The following is a 15,126-nucleotide window of genomic DNA, read 5'->3' as shown; positions in this document are numbered from 1 at the left end:
GCCGTGCTACAGCCACCGCAGCATGAGAATCCTGTTCATAGCCTCGTCCCGCATCGGCGACGCGGTGATTTCCTCCGGCGCGATGGAGCGCATCCGGCACGATCATCCGGGCGCGCGGCTGACGGTGGCCTGCGGCGCCGCTTCCGCCGGCGTGTTCGCGCGCCTGCCGGGGCTGGAACGGCTGATCATCTTCGAGAAGCAGCGTCAGGATCGCCACTGGCTCTCGCTCTGGAGCCGGCTGGTGCGCGATCGCTGGGAGGTGGTGGTGGATTTTCGCGGCTCGGCGCTGGCCTACACGCTGCGCGCCGGGCGGCGGATCGTGGTGCGCGGCGGCCGGCGGCCGGGCCGGCGCTACCGGCAGATCGGCGCCTCCTGCGGGTTTGATCCGGCGCCGCTGCCGGTGGTCTGGACCGCGCCTCAGGACCGCGCCATCGCGGCCGGCCTGCTGCCCGAGGGCGCGCCGGTGCTCGGCCTCGGCCCGACCGCGAATTGGGACGGCAAGATCTGGCCGGCCGAGCGCTTCGTCGCACTGGCCCGCGCGCTGGACTATCGGCGAATCGCCGTCTTCGGCGGCCCGGGCGAGGCCGAGGCGGCGCGCGCCGCCCCGGTGCTCGCGGCGCTGCCCGGCGCGATCGACCTCGTCGGCCGCGTTTCGGTGGTGGAGGCCGCCGCCTGCCTCGCCCGCTGCGCCCTGTTCGTCGGCAACGATTCCGGGCTGATGCACCTTGCCGCTGCCGCCGGCACGCCGACGCTCGGCCTGTTCGGCCGCTCCCGCGCCTCGGAATACGCGCCCGCGGGCCGCTGCGCCGGCTTCGTCGCGGCGCCGGGCCTGGAGGGCGAGGTGCCGATGGAGGGATTGAGCGTGGAATCGGTGATCGCGGCGGCGCGCGAACTCGCCGCGCGGGTGGGGACGGCATGAGGGTCGCCCAGCTGATGGCCGGTGCCGCGAACGGCGGCGCCGAACTCTTCTTCGAGCGGATGACGCTGGCGCTGCACGAGGCCGGCGAGGCGGTGCTGCCGGTGATCCGCCCCGATCCGGCGCGGATGAACCTGTTGCGCGCGGCGGGGCTCGACCCGGTTGGCCTGCGCTATGGCGGGCCGCTCGATTGTCTCACCCGCCCGCGCGCGGGGGCGGCGCTGCGCGGCTTCGGCGCCGAGGTGGCGATGGCCTGGATGAGCCGCGCCGCCTTTCACGCGCCGCGCGGCGACTGGGCGCTGGTCGGCCGGCTCGGCGGCTATTATCCGCTGAAATATTTCCGCCGCTGCGATCATCTGGTCGGCAACACGCGCGATATCGTGCGCTGGATCGGCGAGCAGGGCTGGCCGCGCGAGCGCATCGCCTATCTCCCCAATTTCGTGGCCGATTTCGCCGCCGCGGCGCCGGCCGCGCGCGAGGGGCTCGGCGTGCCGGCGGCGGCACCGCTGGTTCTCGCCCTCGGCCGGCTGCACGAGGTCAAGGGATTCGACGATCTGATCCGCGCGATCGAGCCGGTTGCCGGCGCGCATCTGGTGATCGCCGGGGAGGGGCCGGAACGCGCCGCGCTGGAGGCGCTGGTCGCCGCGCGCGGGCTTGGCGGGCGGGTCCATCTCGCCGGCTGGCGGCGCGATGTCGGCGCGCTGCTGCGCACGGCCGACCTGTTCGTCTCGTCCTCGCGCCATGAACCGCTGGGCAACATGGTGCTGGAGGCGTTCTCCGCAGCGACCCCGGTGGTGGCGGTCGCCGCCGAGGGGCCGCGCGAAATCATCCGCGACGGGGTGGACGGTGCGCTGGTGCCGCTCGGCGACACGCAATCTCTCTCCGCCGCGATCGCGGCCCTGCTCGCCGATCCGGCCCGCCGCGCCGATCTCGCCGCCGCCGGACGGGCGCGGTTCGAGGCGGAGTTCGCCGCCCCGGTCGTGATGGCAACCTGGCGCGACTACCTCGCCGGGGTGCGGCGCTGATGTGCGGCATCGCCGGACTCGCGCTGAAGCCGGGGGCGCGGATCGCGCCGGAAACCCTCGCGGCGCTCGCCCGCGCGCTGGCCCATCGCGGGCCGGATGGTGCGGGCACCCATGTCAGCGAGCGCGCGGCGCTGGTGCATACCCGCCTCGCCATTGTCGATCTCGCGACCGGCGACCAGCCGCTGTTCGGTGCCGGTGCCGCGCTGATCGGCAATGGCGAGATCTACAACAACCGCGAATTGCGCGCCGCCCTGCCGCTTGTGCCCTTCCGCACCGGCAGCGATTGCGAGCCGCCGCTGCATCTTGCCCGCGCCGAGGCGGATTTCGTGCCGCTGCTGCGCGGGATGTATGCGCTCGCGATCGATGATTCCGAGCGCGGCGTGGTGACGCTGGCGCGCGATCCGTTCGGAATCAAGCCGCTCTATCGCTGCGCCGCCGACCAGGGCACCGCCTTCGCCTCCGAGCCGCAGGCGCTGCTCGCCGCCGGGCTCGCGACGCGGCGGATCGACACGGCGCGCCTCGTCGAGCTGCTGCAACTGCAATTCACCGCCGGCACCGCAACCGTCTTCACCGGGATCGAGCGGGTGCCGCCCGGCGCGCTGCTCACCCTGCGCGATGGCGCCGAGGCGGCACTGCTCGACCATCCGCCGATCGAGCCGGGCGAGGCGCCGCGCGATGAGGATGCGGCCCTCGTCGCGCTCGATGCCGTGCTGGCGCAATCGGTCGAGCTCCACCAGCGCAGCGATGTGCCGTATGGCATGTTCCTCTCGGGCGGGATCGACAGCGCCGCGATCCTCGCCCTGATGGCGCGGCTGAACGAGACGCCGGTGCTCGCCTTCACCGCCGGGTTCGACCGCGCCACGGTGGCCGACGAGCGCGACGATGCCGAGGCGACCGCCCGCGCCGTCGGCGCCCGGCACGAGCGGATCGAGATCACCGAGGCGATGACCTGGCGGCACCTGCCCGCCATCGTCGCCGCGATGGACGACCCGGCCGCCGATTATGCGATCATCCCCACATGGTTCCTCGCCCGCCACGCGCGCGGGAGCGTCAAGGTCGTGCTGTCCGGCGAGGGCGGGGACGAGATGTTCGCCGGCTACGGCCGCTATCGCGCGGCGGCGCGGCCCTGGCCCTTCGCCCGGCCGATGCGCGCCCGCGGCGCGTTCGACGGGCTCGACCTGCTGCGCGATCGCGGCGAGGGCTGGCGCGCCGGTCTCCTGCGGGCGCGGCAGGCGGCAGGCGGCAGCGGCCTCGCCCGCGCGCAGCGCGAGGATGTGGCGACCTGGCTGCCCGACGATCTGCTGCTCAAGCTCGATCGCTGCCTCATGGCGCATGGCGTCGAGGGCCGCACGCCCTTCCTCGACCGCGAGGTGGCGCGCTTCGCCTTCGCCCTGCCGGACCGGCTGCGGGCGCGCCGGGGGCTTGGCAAATATCTGCTGCGCAAATGGCTGGAGGCGAACCTGCCGGCGGCGCGTCCCTTCGCCCGCAAGCAGGGGTTCGACGTGCCGGTCGCCGCCTGGATCGCCGGGCAGGGCCAGCGCCTCGGCGAGCTGGTGTCGCGCGCGCCGGTCATCGCCGAGGTGGCAGATCCGGCGCGGGTGCGCGACCTGTTCGGCCGCGCGGCCGACCGCCGGGCCGGCGTGGCTTGCTGGCGGCTGCTGTTCCTCGCCCTGTGGCATCATCGCCACGGGCTGGGCGGCGCCGTCGATGGCGATGTGTTCGAAATACTGGGAGAACGGGCATGACCGAGCGCTACGACCTGATCATCGAGAACGGCACCCTGATTCTGCCCTGGGGCGAGGCGACCGGGCGGATCGGCGTGCGGGACGGCCGAATCGTCACCCTCGCTGCCACCGGGGATGCGGCCGAGACGATCGACGCCCGCGGCCTGCACGTCCTGCCCGGGCTGATCGACCCGCATGTGCATTTCCGCGATTCCGGCAGCGGCGAGCTGCCGGCGGTCGAGACGATGGAAACCGGCACGCGCGGCGCCGTGCTCGGCGGCATCACCGCGATCTTCGACATGCCGAACACCGGCACGCCGGCCACCGGGCAGGCGGCGCTGGCGGCGAAGCGGGAGTCGCTCGCCGGCCGGGCCTGGTGCGATGTCGGCCTCTATGTCGGCGCGACAAAGGACAATATCGGCGAACTCGCCACCCTCGAGGCCGAATCCGGCGTCTGCGCGATCAAGGTTTTCGCCGGTTCCTCCACCGGCAACCTGCTGGTCGAGGACGATGCCTCGATCGAGCGCGTGATGCGCGCCGGAAGGCGGCGGATCGCCTTCCATTCCGAGGACGAATACCGCCTGCAGGCGCGGCGCGGCGAATTTTCCACCGGCATGGCCTATGCGAACCACGCGATCTGGCGCGATCCGGAATGCGCGGCGCTGGGCACGCGGCGGATCATGGCGCTGGCCCGCCGCACCGGCCGCCCGGCGCATATCCTGCACGTCTCGACCGAGGAGGAATTCGCCTATCTGCGCGATTTCCGCGATGTCGCCAGCGTCGAGGTGCTGGTCAACCACCTGACCCAGATGGCGCCCGACGCCTATGACCGGCTTGGCGCCTATGCGGTGATGAACCCGCCGATCCGCGATCGGCGCCATGTCGAGGCGGCATGGCGCGCGGTGGCGGACGGGCTGGTGGACACGATCGGCTCCGACCACGCGCCGCATCCCCGCGCCGCGAAGGAGCGCCCCTGGCCCGAAACCGCGGCCGGGCTGACCGGCGTGCAGACGCTGGTCCCGGTGATGCTCGACCAGGTGGCGAAGGGGCGGCTGAAGCTGACCCGGCTGGTCGATCTCATGGCGGCCGGGCCGGCGCGGATCTACGGCGCGGTCGGCAAGGGGCGAATCGCCGCCGGCTATGACGCCGATTTCACCCTGGTCGACCTGCGCCGCCAGCAGCGGATCGAGGCGGGCTGGCTCGCCAGCCCCTGCGGTTGGTCGCCGTTCGAGGGCGAGCGCGTGACCGGGTGGCCGGTGATGACGATCATCCGCGGCCAGGTCGCGATGCGCGACGGCGCGGTGCAGGGCTCGCCCGCCGGCCGTTCCGTTACCTTCCGCTCGTAGCCGCGCCGTCGACGCTGCCGGCGTGGCGGATTTCGAACAGGGCGCAGTAGGCCGAGCGGTCGACCAGCTTGAGCCGCCCCGGCATGAAGCCGCCGAGATGCCGCGCCGCGCCGGACGATGACCGGATATTGCGCGGAGTCGCCGAACAGCAGTGGCCAGTAGGCGCGGTGAGAGTCGAGTCTCGGCATCGCGGCCAGCACGCGGCTGCCGGGGGCCACCGGCGCGATGCAGTCCTGCTGTTGCCTGGCCGGCCGGTTCGGCCGTGCCGATCCAGCCTATTGTCCGGGAGACTTGGTTCCTTTGCGAGGGCGCGCCGGCGGCGGATCGTGCCCTGGAGCATCAGGCGAGCCATTTGCAACCGGAACGCCGAAGCTCGATGATCTGGACCGATCAGACATTGCGGACGTCATTCGCGCCAGCGGGGCTCAATTCAGCCGGCTTCCACGCTCGCCGAAACAGCGACCCGTTCAGGATCCGCCGTAAAAATGAGAGCCGGGAGGGAAGGGGAAAATTTTTGGAAATCAATGGTCGGAGCGGCGGGATTCGAACCCACGACCCCCAGTCCCCCAGACTGATGCGCTACCAGGCTGCGCTACGCTCCGACCCCGGCGTCTTAGCAAGTGACGCGGGGCGAGGCAATCGACCCGCATCACTTATCGAGGCTGGCACGCAGGTCTTCCAGTTCGGCAAGCACGCTCGCCATTGCCGCGCGCAGGAGCGCGGTCGCGGCGCGGGCCCGTTCGAGTGGCGCCGAGTCGGCGTCCGGCATGGCAGCGGGTGCGTGGCCAGGGTTGGAAGTCGCCGGTGCGGGATCGATCGGCAGTTCCGGCAGCCGGTCGGGCCGCGGGGCTGGCGGGGCCGGGATGTCGGCCCGCGCCCGCTCGGCGGCCGAGGCGGCGCGCTCCTCCTCCGAGGCTGGCGGAATTTCATCATGCAGCAGCCCGCCGCTTTCGCGAAGCAGGCGCTGAACGCCCTTGATCGTGTAGCCCTGGATGTAGAGCAGGTCGGCTATGCGCTGCAGCAGCAGGACATCGTCGGGCCGGTAATAGCGCCGTCCGCCGCCCCGCTTGAGCGGCTTGATGCGGGGGAACTTGGTTTCCCAGAACCGCAGCACATGTTGCGGCACATGCAGTTCGTCCGCCACCTCGCTGATCGTGCGGTAGGCTTCGGCGGATTTGCGGACCCGGTTGCGGCCGTGCTCGTCCGGCGTGGATTCGTGGCGATGCGGCTCGTCGGTCAAGACTGGCCTGCCGCCGACGGAACCTGGCCGGTATCGACGGCGTCGCGGAGGATCTGGCTCGGCCGGAACACCAGCACGCGGCGCGGCAGGATCGGCACTTCACGTCCCGTCTTGGGGTTGCGCCCGATCCGGCGGCCTTTCTGGCGCACAGAAAACGTCCCGAACCCGCTGATCTTGATGGATTCGCCTTCGGCCAGCGCCTGCTTCATGCGGTCGAGCACAGCCTCGAGGAGTGCCGCGGATTCATTGCGCGACAGCCCAACCGCCGCGTAAATCGACTCAGCCAGACCTGCGCGTGTCAACGTGCTCATTTTTCAAGATTAGCAAGAAAGCCTGTCGGGTCAACACGGAACAGGCTGCGGGCAGCGGCCGGAGCCATGCGCGCCGGCGGTTCAGAAGCGGATCAGCGCCGAACCCCAGGTCAGCCCGCCGCCAAGCGCCTCGATCAGCACGAGATGGCCGCGACGGATGCGCCCGTCGCGCACCGCCTCGTCGAGCGCGAGCGGGATCGACGCGGCGGAGGTATTGGCGTGCCGGTCAACCGTGACCACGACCTGCTCCGGCGCGAGGCCGAGCCGCTTGCCCATCGCGTCGATGATTCGCCGGTTGGCCTGGTGCGGCACCAGCCAGTCGATATCCGCCTGGGTCAGATCGTTGGCCGCCAGCGCCTCGTCGACCGCGCCGGCGAGCTTGCTGACGGCGTGGCGGAACACCTCGCGCCCGTTCATCACGAGGTGCTGCGGCCGGTCGTCCTGGCCGGTCGCCCCGTCGATGAAGAGGATGTCGCCGTAGCGCCCGTCTGAATGGATATGGGTGGAGATCACGCCACGATCGTCCTCGCCGGTGCCGGCGCGCAGCAGCACGGCGCCGGCGCCGTCGCCGAACAGCACGCAGGTGCCCCGGTCCTCCCAGTTGAGGATGCGCGAATAGACTTCGGTGCCGATCACCAGCGCGCTGCGGCATTGCCCGGCGCGGATCATCGCATCGGCCACCGAAACGCCGTAGACGAAGCCCGAGCAGGCGGCCGAGAGATCGAAGGCGAAGCCGCGCGTCATGCCGATGGCGGCCTGGATGCTCACCGCGGTGGCCGGAAAGCCCTGGTCCGGCGTGGACGTCGCGACGATGACGGCATCGACCGAATCGGCCGAAGCGCCGGCGGCGGCAAGTGCCCGCCGCGCCGCCTCGGCGCCCATGAAGGTCGCGGTTTCATGCGCGGCGGCGATGTGCCGCTGGCCGATCCCGGTGCGCTCGCGGATCCACGCGTCGGACGTGTCGATCCGCGTCGCGAGCTCGTCATTGGTGACGATGCGTTCCGGCAGGTAGCTGCCGACCCCTTCGAGAACGGTGCGTTGCATGTCGGTCAGCCGGTTGTCACGGAGGTGGCGGAAGCGGGCGGTGTGGCGCGGAACGCGTCGCTGGCGAGGCGTTCGCGGTCGGCGTGGCGGCCGAGATCGTCGCGGATGCGGTCGTTGAAGCGGTTGACGATCATGTCCATCGCCACATCGACCGCATGGGCGAACCCCTCGGCGTCGGCCCCGCCATGCGACTTGACGACGACACCGTTGAGTCCCAGCAGCACGGCGCCGTTGTAGCGCCGCGGGTCGAGCCATTCGCGCAGCCGGGTCAGGCCCGGCCGGGCGAGGAGATAGGCGAGGCGGGAGGCAATGTTCGCCGAGAAGACCCGGCGCAGCAGGTCGCCGACCAGGCGCAGCGCGCCCTCGCCGGTCTTCAGCGCGACATTGCCGGTGAACCCGTCGGTGACGACGACGTCGACCGTCCCGCCGGCGATGTCATGCCCTTCGATGAAGCCGCGGAACTGCGGCCCGATCGGGCTTTCGCGCAACGCCTCGGCGGCGCGCCGCAGGGTTTCGTCGCCCTTCATTTCCTCGGAGCCGACATTGAGCAGGCCGATCGTCGGGTGCGGCAGGCCGAGCACCGTCCGGGCGAACAGCTCGCCCATCACGGCGAATTCGACGAGGTTGCGCGCGTCGCAGACCACATTGGCGCCGAGATCGAGCATCACGACGTCGCCGCGGGCCGAAGGGCCGATCGCCGCCATGGCCGGGCGGTCGATCCCGCTCATCGTCTTGAGGACGATCTTGGCCAGGGCCAGCATCGCGCCGGTATTGCCCGCGGAAATCACGCCCGCGGCCTCGCCGTTCGCCACCGCGTCGATCGCCCGGCGCAGCGAGGCGTCGCGCAGGCGCAGTGCCGCGGTCGGCTTCAGTTCGTTCGGGATGATCTCGGTGGTCGGCCGGATCGAGACCCGGTTGCGCAGCCGCTTGCTGAGCCGCACCAGCTCATCGATCTGCACCGCATCGCCGAACACCTCGAATCGCGCATTGGGATGGCGCTCGGCCGCGATGTCGAGCCCGGCGATGACCATGCCGGGGGCGCTGTCGCCCCCCATGGCATCCACCGCGAGGATAGGCATCCCCGGCGCCGGCGTTGCGGTCCGATCGGATGCGGTCGCCGTTTCCGGCGTCGGGGGCGGGCTTGGCATGGCGGAAGGGGAGGCGGCTGCGGCTGTTGATCCGGTTGTCATCGGCGGCCTGAAGGCACGTACGGCGCCGACGCGGACACGACCGGATCAGACCCTGACCGTGCCCTTGAGATCCTTGCCGGCCGCGACGACTTCGCGCCCGTCGTAATGGCCGCAATGGCCGCACACATGATGCGGGCGCTTCAGCTCGCCGCAATTGCTGCACTCGGCGTGAGCCTGCTGGCCCAGCGCATGATGGCTGCGGCGCATGCCTTGGCGGGAGGGGGAGGTCTTGCGCTTGGGTACGGCCATGGTCGACTCTCGGTTCTCTTGTGTTACGTCGCGACGGGTCGCGGCGCGCCAGCGGGTGACGCCCCGCTGACCGGGGGGATTGGAAAGCGGCCCTCTAGCAGAGCGCCGGGCCCACGGCAAGTTTGTCCGGCGCGGGACTGCCACATGCCGGTTGCTCAGTTGGGCCGGCGCAGCCGGGCGAGCGCGGCAAAGGGATGCGCCTCATCCTTGGCGCCGGTCCCGGAAGCCGCGGGCGGCTCGGCGCCCGGCCGGCGCGGATACGGATCGAGGGCCAGCGCCAGCTGTTCGACGAGCAGCGCGCCGAGATCGAACACCGTGCCGTCGGCGACGATGTCGTCCGGCGCATCGGGGTCGAGGGAGCCGGCATCGTCCGGCTCGCCGCCGGAAAGCAGCCGGAAGCTGGTGCGCTCGGCGATGGTCTGTTCCACCGGCTCGAGCGAGACGACGCAGCTCTGGATGACGCGGGCGGCAAGCTCCAGCCTGGCCTCGGCCTGGTCCGGCCCGATGCGGCTGATGTGGAACCGGCCGGACAGCGCCTCGACCGCCGGAATGCCGAATTGCCGGGCGATCGCGGCGCGGGCCTCGGCGTCGGCATCGATCGTCACTTCCTGCGCCGCATCCCCGAGGCGGGCGAGATCGAAGTGCCGCGACAGCGGAAACGGAGGGGCGTCAGTCATCATGAAATACTGGCGCATCTTGCACGACGATGGAAGCTCGCCCATAGAACCGGGACCAGCCGCAACCCGAGGATCCAGCCGCGTGCGCAGATTGGCGACCAAGCTCCGCCCATTGTTTCCCCTCCTGCTGCTGCCGGCGCTGGCCGGCTGCGCCCTGTTCACGGCCCAGCCACGCTATCGCGGCACCGCGGTAACCGAGGCGCAGCTCAAGCAGCTCACCCCCGGCGTCTCGACCGAGGCGGACGCGACCGCGCTGCTCGGCTCGCCGACGCTGCGCGAAACGTTCCACGATCACGACTGGCTCTATGTGAGCCAGGTGACGAAGCCGCGCATCGGCCAGACCCTTGGCGTCGAGAAGCAGCAGGTCGTCGTGCTCGATTTCACCGGCAACGGCGTGCTGAAATCGATCCGCCGGGTCGGCGGGAAGCAGGCGGTTCATGTGGCGATGGCCGGCGGCAGGACGCATGCGCCGGGCGGCCATGCAAGTTTCCTGCAGCAGCTCGTCGGTGGCGTCGGGCACTATAATCCGGGCCTCGGCGCCGGATCGGCCGGCGGCCTCGGCGGCGGGAGCGGTTTCTGATCCCATGATCGGACGGCGCGGCGTGATGGCCGGAAGCGTGGCGGCGCTGGCGATGGCCGGCGCCGCCCGCGCCTCGACGTCTGTCCTTGGCACGGCGGAGCCGGTCACCAGCCTGCCGCCAGGGTCGGAGGCCCCGCAACTGAACGACGTCGTCGCGCCGGGCTGGCGGCGGGACGTGCTGATCCGCTGGGGCGACGCCGTGCTGCCATCCGCGCCGCCCTTCCGCCCGGGCGAAGTCACCCTCGCCGCCGCCAGCCAGCAATTCGGCTGGGATGCGATCATTGCCGGGCTGGTGAAGATGCCGCCGGCCGACGACGGCGTGCGCCGGCTGCTGATGGTCGTCACCCACCCCGACGTGGAGATGCGCATGGCGTTTCCGCGCGGCCGCGGCGCCGCGACCGTCGCCGGCAAGATGCAGGGCGCCTCGGTGCTCAACCTTGCCATGCAGAACGGGCGCTGGGTGGTGGTCGCCGGCGGCTACCAGTCCCGCCGCATCACCGACGGCACGCTGTGCCGCATCGCCGGCCCGGCCGCCGCTTCGGTCGGGCAGACGGTCCAGGGCGTGCTGGCGCCCTCCATCGGCGGTGTGACGCCCTGGAACACGGTGCTGCTGCCCGAGGGCCACACCGCGGGCTGGATCCGGCGCCTGGCCGGCCATGCGCCCGGTTTCGGCAGCCCGACCGTGGGCGCCGGCTTCGGCTGGGTGGTCGAGCTCGACGCCGCGAATCCGATGTCCTTTCCGGTGAAGCGCACCGCCCTCGGCCGGCTGCCCCGCGCGGGCGTGGCCTGCGGGCTCGCCGCCGATGGCAGCGCCGTGGTCTTCATGAGCGAGGACGGGCCGATGGGGCGGCTGTTCCGCTTCAAGGGCGCCGCCCCGGCCGGCACCGGCGAGGGCGCGCTCGATGCCGGCACGCTCGCCGTCGCGGTGATCGAGCACTCGCACATCGTCTGGCACGACCTGCCCGCCGGCCTGCCCTCGCTGACCGCGACGGCATCGGCCGGCCGCCGGGGTTCCGGCTTCGATGCCCCTTCGGGCATGGCGATCGCCCCGGACGGCACGCTCTACCTCGCCTGCCGCGGCAATCCGGGGCGGGGGATCAGCCAGATCGATCCGCTCAACCCGCGCGCCGGCAACGGCGCCGGCCACATTCTGGCCTTCGCCCCCGAGGGCGGCGATCCCGGCGCCCGCCGCTTTGCCGGTCGCGTGGTGCTGCTCGGCGGCAATCCGGCGCATGATTCCTCCTCGCGCTACGCGCCTGGCTCGACAGCCTGGCTGCGCGCGCCCTCGACCCTCGATCTCGACGGCAGCGGCCGGCTCCTCATCGGCACCGACCAGCGCGGCGCCGTGACCGACACGGCGGACGGGCTGTTCGCGATGCACCCGCATGGCGGGCTCGATCTGCTCTACAGCGCGCCGGTGGGGGGTGCCGTCGGCGGTGCCGCGGCCGATCCGGCAGGGAAGACGCTGTTCACCGTGGCACGGCATCCCGGCGCCACGCGCGAGGCCGATTTCGCCGATCCGGCCACGCGCTGGCCGACGGTGCGCCCCGGCATGCCGCCGCAGACCACGATGGTGTCGCTCGCCCCGGATTGAATCCGGCCCCGGCCAGCGTACCTGAAGCCATGACGCTTTTGAACATGACGAGGAGGGCAGGATGCTGAACACCACCGGAACGGTACGGCTGAAAGACCCGGCGCTGCTGCGGGAAGCCAATTACATCAACGGAGAATGGGTGCAGGCGGAGAGCGGGAAGACCCTCGACGTGCTGAACCCCGCGACGGGCGAACTCGTTGGCCGGGTGCCGGCGATGGGTGCCGCGGAAACGCGCCGCGCGATCGAGGCGGCCGGCCGCGCCCTGGCCGGCTGGCGGGCGATGCTGGCGAAGGAGCGCGCTGCGATCCTCCGCCGCCTCTACGAGTTGATGATGGCCAACCAGGACGATCTCGGCGCGATCATGACGGCCGAGCAGGGCAAGCCGCTGGCCGAGGCGAAGGGCGAGATCGCCTACGCCGCCGGCTTCATCGAGTGGTTCGCCGAGGAGGGCAAGCGGATCTACGGCGACACCATCCCGCAGAACGCCCCCGGCCGGCGGATCATCGTGCAGAAACAGCCGATCGGCGTCTTCGCGGCGGTCACCCCGTGGAACTTCCCCTCGGCGATGATCACCCGCAAGGCCGGTCCGGGCTGGGCGGCGGGCTGCACCGGGGTGATCCGCCCGGCGAGCCAGACCCCGTTCTCCGCCCTTGCCCTCGCCGTCCTTGCCGAGCGCGCCGGCATGCCGGCGGGCGTGTGCAACATCATCACCGGCCCCTCCGGCCCGATGGGTGCTGAACTCACCGCCAACCCGATCGTGCGGAAATTCTCCTTCACCGGCAGCACCGAGGTCGGCGCGAAGCTGCTCGCCCAGTGCGCGCCGACCATCAAGAAGACGTCGATGGAACTTGGCGGCAACGCCCCCTTCATCGTCTTCGACGACGCCGATCTCGACGCCGCGGTGAAGGGGGCGATCGATTCGAAATTCCGCAATGCCGGGCAGACCTGCGTCTGCGCCAACCGCATCCTCGTTCAGGACGGTGTGTTCGAGCTCTTTGCCGAAAAGCTGAAGGTCGCGGTCGAGGCGCTGAAGGTCGGCAACGGCATGGAGCCTGGCGTCACCCAGGGGCCGCTGATCAACCGCGAGGCGGTGGAGAAGGTGGAGGCGCATATCGCCGACGCGGTGGCCGGCGGTGCCCGAATCGTCACCGGCGGCACGCGCCACGAGCGGGGCGGCAATTTCTTCACGCCGACCGTCATCGCCGACGTGAAGCATGACGCGCTGATTTTCCGCGAGGAAACCTTCGGCCCGGTCGCCCCGCTGTTCCGCTTCAACACCGAGGCGGAGGCGATCGCGATGGCGAATGATACCGAATTCGGCCTCGCCAGCTATTTCTACGCCCGCGATGTCGGCCGCATCTTCCGCGTTGCCGAGGCGCTGGAATACGGCATCGTCGGCATCAACGAAGGCCTGATCTCGACCGAAGTCGCCCCCTTCGGCGGCGTCAAATCCTCCGGCCTCGGCCGCGAGGGATCGAAATACGGGATCGAGGATTATCTCGAGATCAAGTATCTGGCGCTCGGCGGCCTGGGCGGCTAAACCGGCGCTGCCAGGATGGGTGGCCGAGTGGTTTAAGGCAGCGGTCTTGAAAACCGCCATACGTGAAAGCGTATCGTGGGTTCGAATCCCACCCCATCCGCCATATACGCCATGTGACAAACTGAAATTTCTTAATTTTCATCCTGTTCACCGCCGAGTTCCGCCAGATGGTGGTCACGCTGCATGCCGCCCGGAAGTCTCGGTGCTCCGCCATCGACGGCAGAACCACCCGGCGCCCCGGCTAGGCAAGGCCGCAGCGGCACCAGAGCCGGAAAAAATCCACTCGGACCGCACCCCAGTGGAAAATGCCTCACTAGGCCGACCATGCCGAGGAAGGCGTTCCTCTCACAGACCTCTTGCAGCAGCCTGTTAGATCGACGCACCGGGGCTCTCCGAACGAAAATGAGTTTGATTAAAGGCTAGACGTGGCGCTATACCCCAACATATAATATTGAAATTCTAACAAAAATATACATCCACAACCGTGCACCTGCGCAATCTCAGCCACGCGCAACCCGCCGATGATCTCTTCCGGCTTGTGATTTCGCGCCATTCCAATTCTCCTTCTCCCTCAGGCCAAAATCTGAAACAAGCCCGGACCACTCAGAAGGCGGCAGGTCACGACTTGGCCGTTCACCGCGCTGTGATGTGAATATGACAATCGTGAGTCGCTTTGCTGAAGCTTTGATGAAAACAGGTCCCGAACACTGTTGGTTACATTGTGTTTAAGGAACCCGTCTGGTTACTCCCCGCCCAACATCGAGCGTGCCCGCCGGCAATCAGTCCGGCGAGAACGCGATTCGATGACTGATCGAATGGAAAAGGGATCTCAACAGTGCGGCTTTCCTCCGGCGTTCGTCATACTGTATCTGCTCAACCCGGTAGGGGGGCGATGGGCAGTGATGCTCCGGTGACGGCGTTTTTGATAGCGGTGTAGGCATCAAGGCCGTGCCGCGCGGCGGTCCCGACGACGGATCGGACGTTGGCGAAGAAATCGGCGCCCCAGTTGGATCGGAACCCTCCGGTGACCTTGCGATATGTCGCGGTAGGCCGGAGTTCGCGCTCGGAGCCGTTGTTGTCCGCGGCGATATCCGGGTGGTCGAGGAAGGTGAAGAGATGATCACGAACCTTGCCGTATCGTCGGCGCAATCGTCTGCCGTGGTGGTTGATCGGGGCGAGCGCCATGACGGCGTCGAGATCATGGTCGAGGCGCCGCCGCCAGGCGCGTCTTGTAGCGTCCGCGAGCGTGCGATGGCGCCGCGCCAGCACGACGGCGCGGAGCAGCAGGGCCTTCATTCTGGGTGCGAAGATCGTATCACCCGCCTCGATCGCGAATTTGCAGTCCCGGAGTTGGTGGGCGAGGCAAATCTGCCAGTCATCGGCATGACCGCGCTGGGCGCCATAGAGATCGGAGATCCAGATAGCGGGGCGATGGCCGTCCATTACCTCCGCGACGACGTTGGCGCCCCGGCTTGGCCGGATCACATGGATGACGACTTCGTCGTTCTGAAATACCCAGTTCCAGTGGGTCCGGCCGTTGATCCGCACCGAGGTTTCGTCGGAGCAGACGACCCGCGCGCGGCGCAGTCGGGCGAGGATGGCACCGACATCGGCATCGAAGCCCGGCTTGGCGCGGCGGAATGCGGCATCGAGCGCGCCTTCGCTGATCGCCAAGCCGAACAACTCGGTG

14 protein-coding genes and 2 tRNA genes are annotated in these 15,126 nt (G+C 70.0%); 8 read left to right on the top strand and 8 right to left on the bottom strand.

Annotated features, from left to right (window positions below):
- Window positions 1-22: 22 nt before the first annotated feature.
- From RT91_RS11860 to RT91_RS11845, 4 genes are read left to right on the top strand one after another with little or no spacing between them, the layout of a single operon-like run.
- On the top strand, window positions 23-919 hold the full coding sequence (locus RT91_RS11860) for a glycosyltransferase family 9 protein (RefSeq protein ID WP_035187444.1): 897 nt from the start codon (window positions 23-25) through the stop codon (window positions 917-919).
- Window positions 916-1,941 carry a glycosyltransferase gene (locus RT91_RS11855; protein ID WP_035187442.1) on the top strand — a complete coding sequence of 342 codons (1,026 nt, stop codon included), beginning with the start codon at window positions 916-918 and terminating at the stop codon, window positions 1,939-1,941. Before RT91_RS11860 ends, RT91_RS11855 begins: the two co-directional genes overlap by 4 nt.
- Window positions 1,941-3,686: an asparagine synthase (glutamine-hydrolyzing) gene (asnB, locus tag RT91_RS11850; protein WP_035187440.1), complete on the top strand. Its 1,746-nt coding sequence runs from the start codon at window positions 1,941-1,943 to the stop codon at window positions 3,684-3,686. The genes RT91_RS11855 and asnB overlap by 1 nt, the downstream gene beginning before the upstream one ends.
- Entirely contained in the window at window positions 3,683-5,011 is a 1,329-nt protein-coding gene (locus RT91_RS11845) for a dihydroorotase (protein WP_035187439.1), read from the top strand. Before asnB ends, RT91_RS11845 begins: the two co-directional genes overlap by 4 nt.
- A gap of 525 nt (window positions 5,012-5,536) precedes the next feature.
- Here the strand turns inward: RT91_RS11845 and RT91_RS11840 are convergent.
- From RT91_RS11840 to RT91_RS11810, 7 genes are all read right to left on the bottom strand, one after another.
- Window positions 5,537-5,613, bottom strand: a tRNA-Pro gene (locus RT91_RS11840).
- A 47-nt stretch (window positions 5,614-5,660) separates the two neighbouring features.
- Entirely contained in the window at window positions 5,661-6,251 is a 591-nt protein-coding gene (locus RT91_RS11835) for a MerR family transcriptional regulator (protein ID WP_011941399.1), read from the bottom strand.
- Window positions 6,248-6,562 carry an integration host factor subunit alpha gene (locus RT91_RS11830; protein WP_007421756.1) on the bottom strand — a complete coding sequence of 105 codons (315 nt, stop codon included), beginning with the start codon at window positions 6,560-6,562 and terminating at the stop codon, window positions 6,248-6,250. Before RT91_RS11830 ends, RT91_RS11835 begins: the two co-directional genes overlap by 4 nt.
- An 81-nt stretch (window positions 6,563-6,643) precedes the next feature.
- Window positions 6,644-7,606, bottom strand: coding sequence for a beta-ketoacyl-ACP synthase III (locus tag RT91_RS11825; RefSeq protein ID WP_007421755.1), 963 nt, complete (start codon window positions 7,604-7,606; stop codon window positions 6,644-6,646).
- 5 nt (window positions 7,607-7,611) lie between these two features.
- Complete coding sequence (plsX, locus tag RT91_RS11820; RefSeq protein WP_013639289.1) at window positions 7,612-8,685, bottom strand: phosphate acyltransferase PlsX; 1,074 nt, start codon at window positions 8,683-8,685, stop codon at window positions 7,612-7,614.
- Window positions 8,686-8,841: 156 nt separating this feature from the next.
- The gene (rpmF, locus tag RT91_RS11815) at window positions 8,842-9,045 is read right to left on the bottom strand and encodes a 50S ribosomal protein L32 (RefSeq protein WP_011941402.1); all 204 of its coding nucleotides are present in this window, start codon (window positions 9,043-9,045) and stop codon (window positions 8,842-8,844) included.
- Between the two features lie 155 nt (window positions 9,046-9,200).
- Window positions 9,201-9,722, bottom strand: coding sequence for a DUF177 domain-containing protein (locus tag RT91_RS11810; RefSeq protein WP_035187520.1), 522 nt, complete (start codon window positions 9,720-9,722; stop codon window positions 9,201-9,203).
- A gap of 82 nt (window positions 9,723-9,804) precedes the next feature.
- Between RT91_RS11810 and RT91_RS11805 the strand changes: the two genes are divergently transcribed.
- The 4 genes from RT91_RS11805 to RT91_RS11790 all read left to right on the top strand — a co-directional run bounded on the left by RT91_RS11805 (window position 9,805) and on the right by RT91_RS11790 (window position 13,539).
- On the top strand, window positions 9,805-10,302 hold the full coding sequence (locus tag RT91_RS11805) for an outer membrane protein assembly factor BamE (protein WP_007421753.1): 498 nt from the start codon (window positions 9,805-9,807) through the stop codon (window positions 10,300-10,302).
- A gap of 4 nt (window positions 10,303-10,306) precedes the next feature.
- Window positions 10,307-11,896: a PhoX family phosphatase gene (locus RT91_RS11800; protein ID WP_035187437.1), complete on the top strand. Its 1,590-nt coding sequence runs from the start codon at window positions 10,307-10,309 to the stop codon at window positions 11,894-11,896.
- A gap of 61 nt (window positions 11,897-11,957) precedes the next feature.
- Window positions 11,958-13,436: an NADP-dependent succinate-semialdehyde dehydrogenase gene (gabD, locus tag RT91_RS11795; RefSeq protein ID WP_011941405.1), complete on the top strand. Its 1,479-nt coding sequence runs from the start codon at window positions 11,958-11,960 to the stop codon at window positions 13,434-13,436.
- 13 nt (window positions 13,437-13,449) lie between these two features.
- Window positions 13,450-13,539: transfer RNA gene (locus RT91_RS11790), tRNA-Ser, on the top strand.
- Between the two features lie 770 nt (window positions 13,540-14,309).
- On the opposite strand, the gene tnpC is transcribed toward RT91_RS11790, so the two are convergent.
- On the bottom strand, window positions 14,310-15,126 hold an 817-nt coding region (gene tnpC / locus RT91_RS11785), incomplete at its 5' end, for an IS66 family transposase (protein WP_035187436.1).

Source organism: Acidiphilium sp. JA12-A1, from assembly GCF_000724705.2.
Classification (GTDB): domain Bacteria; phylum Pseudomonadota; class Alphaproteobacteria; order Acetobacterales; family Acetobacteraceae; genus Acidiphilium; species Acidiphilium multivorum.
This window is presented reverse-complemented; position numbering and strand designations above follow the sequence as displayed.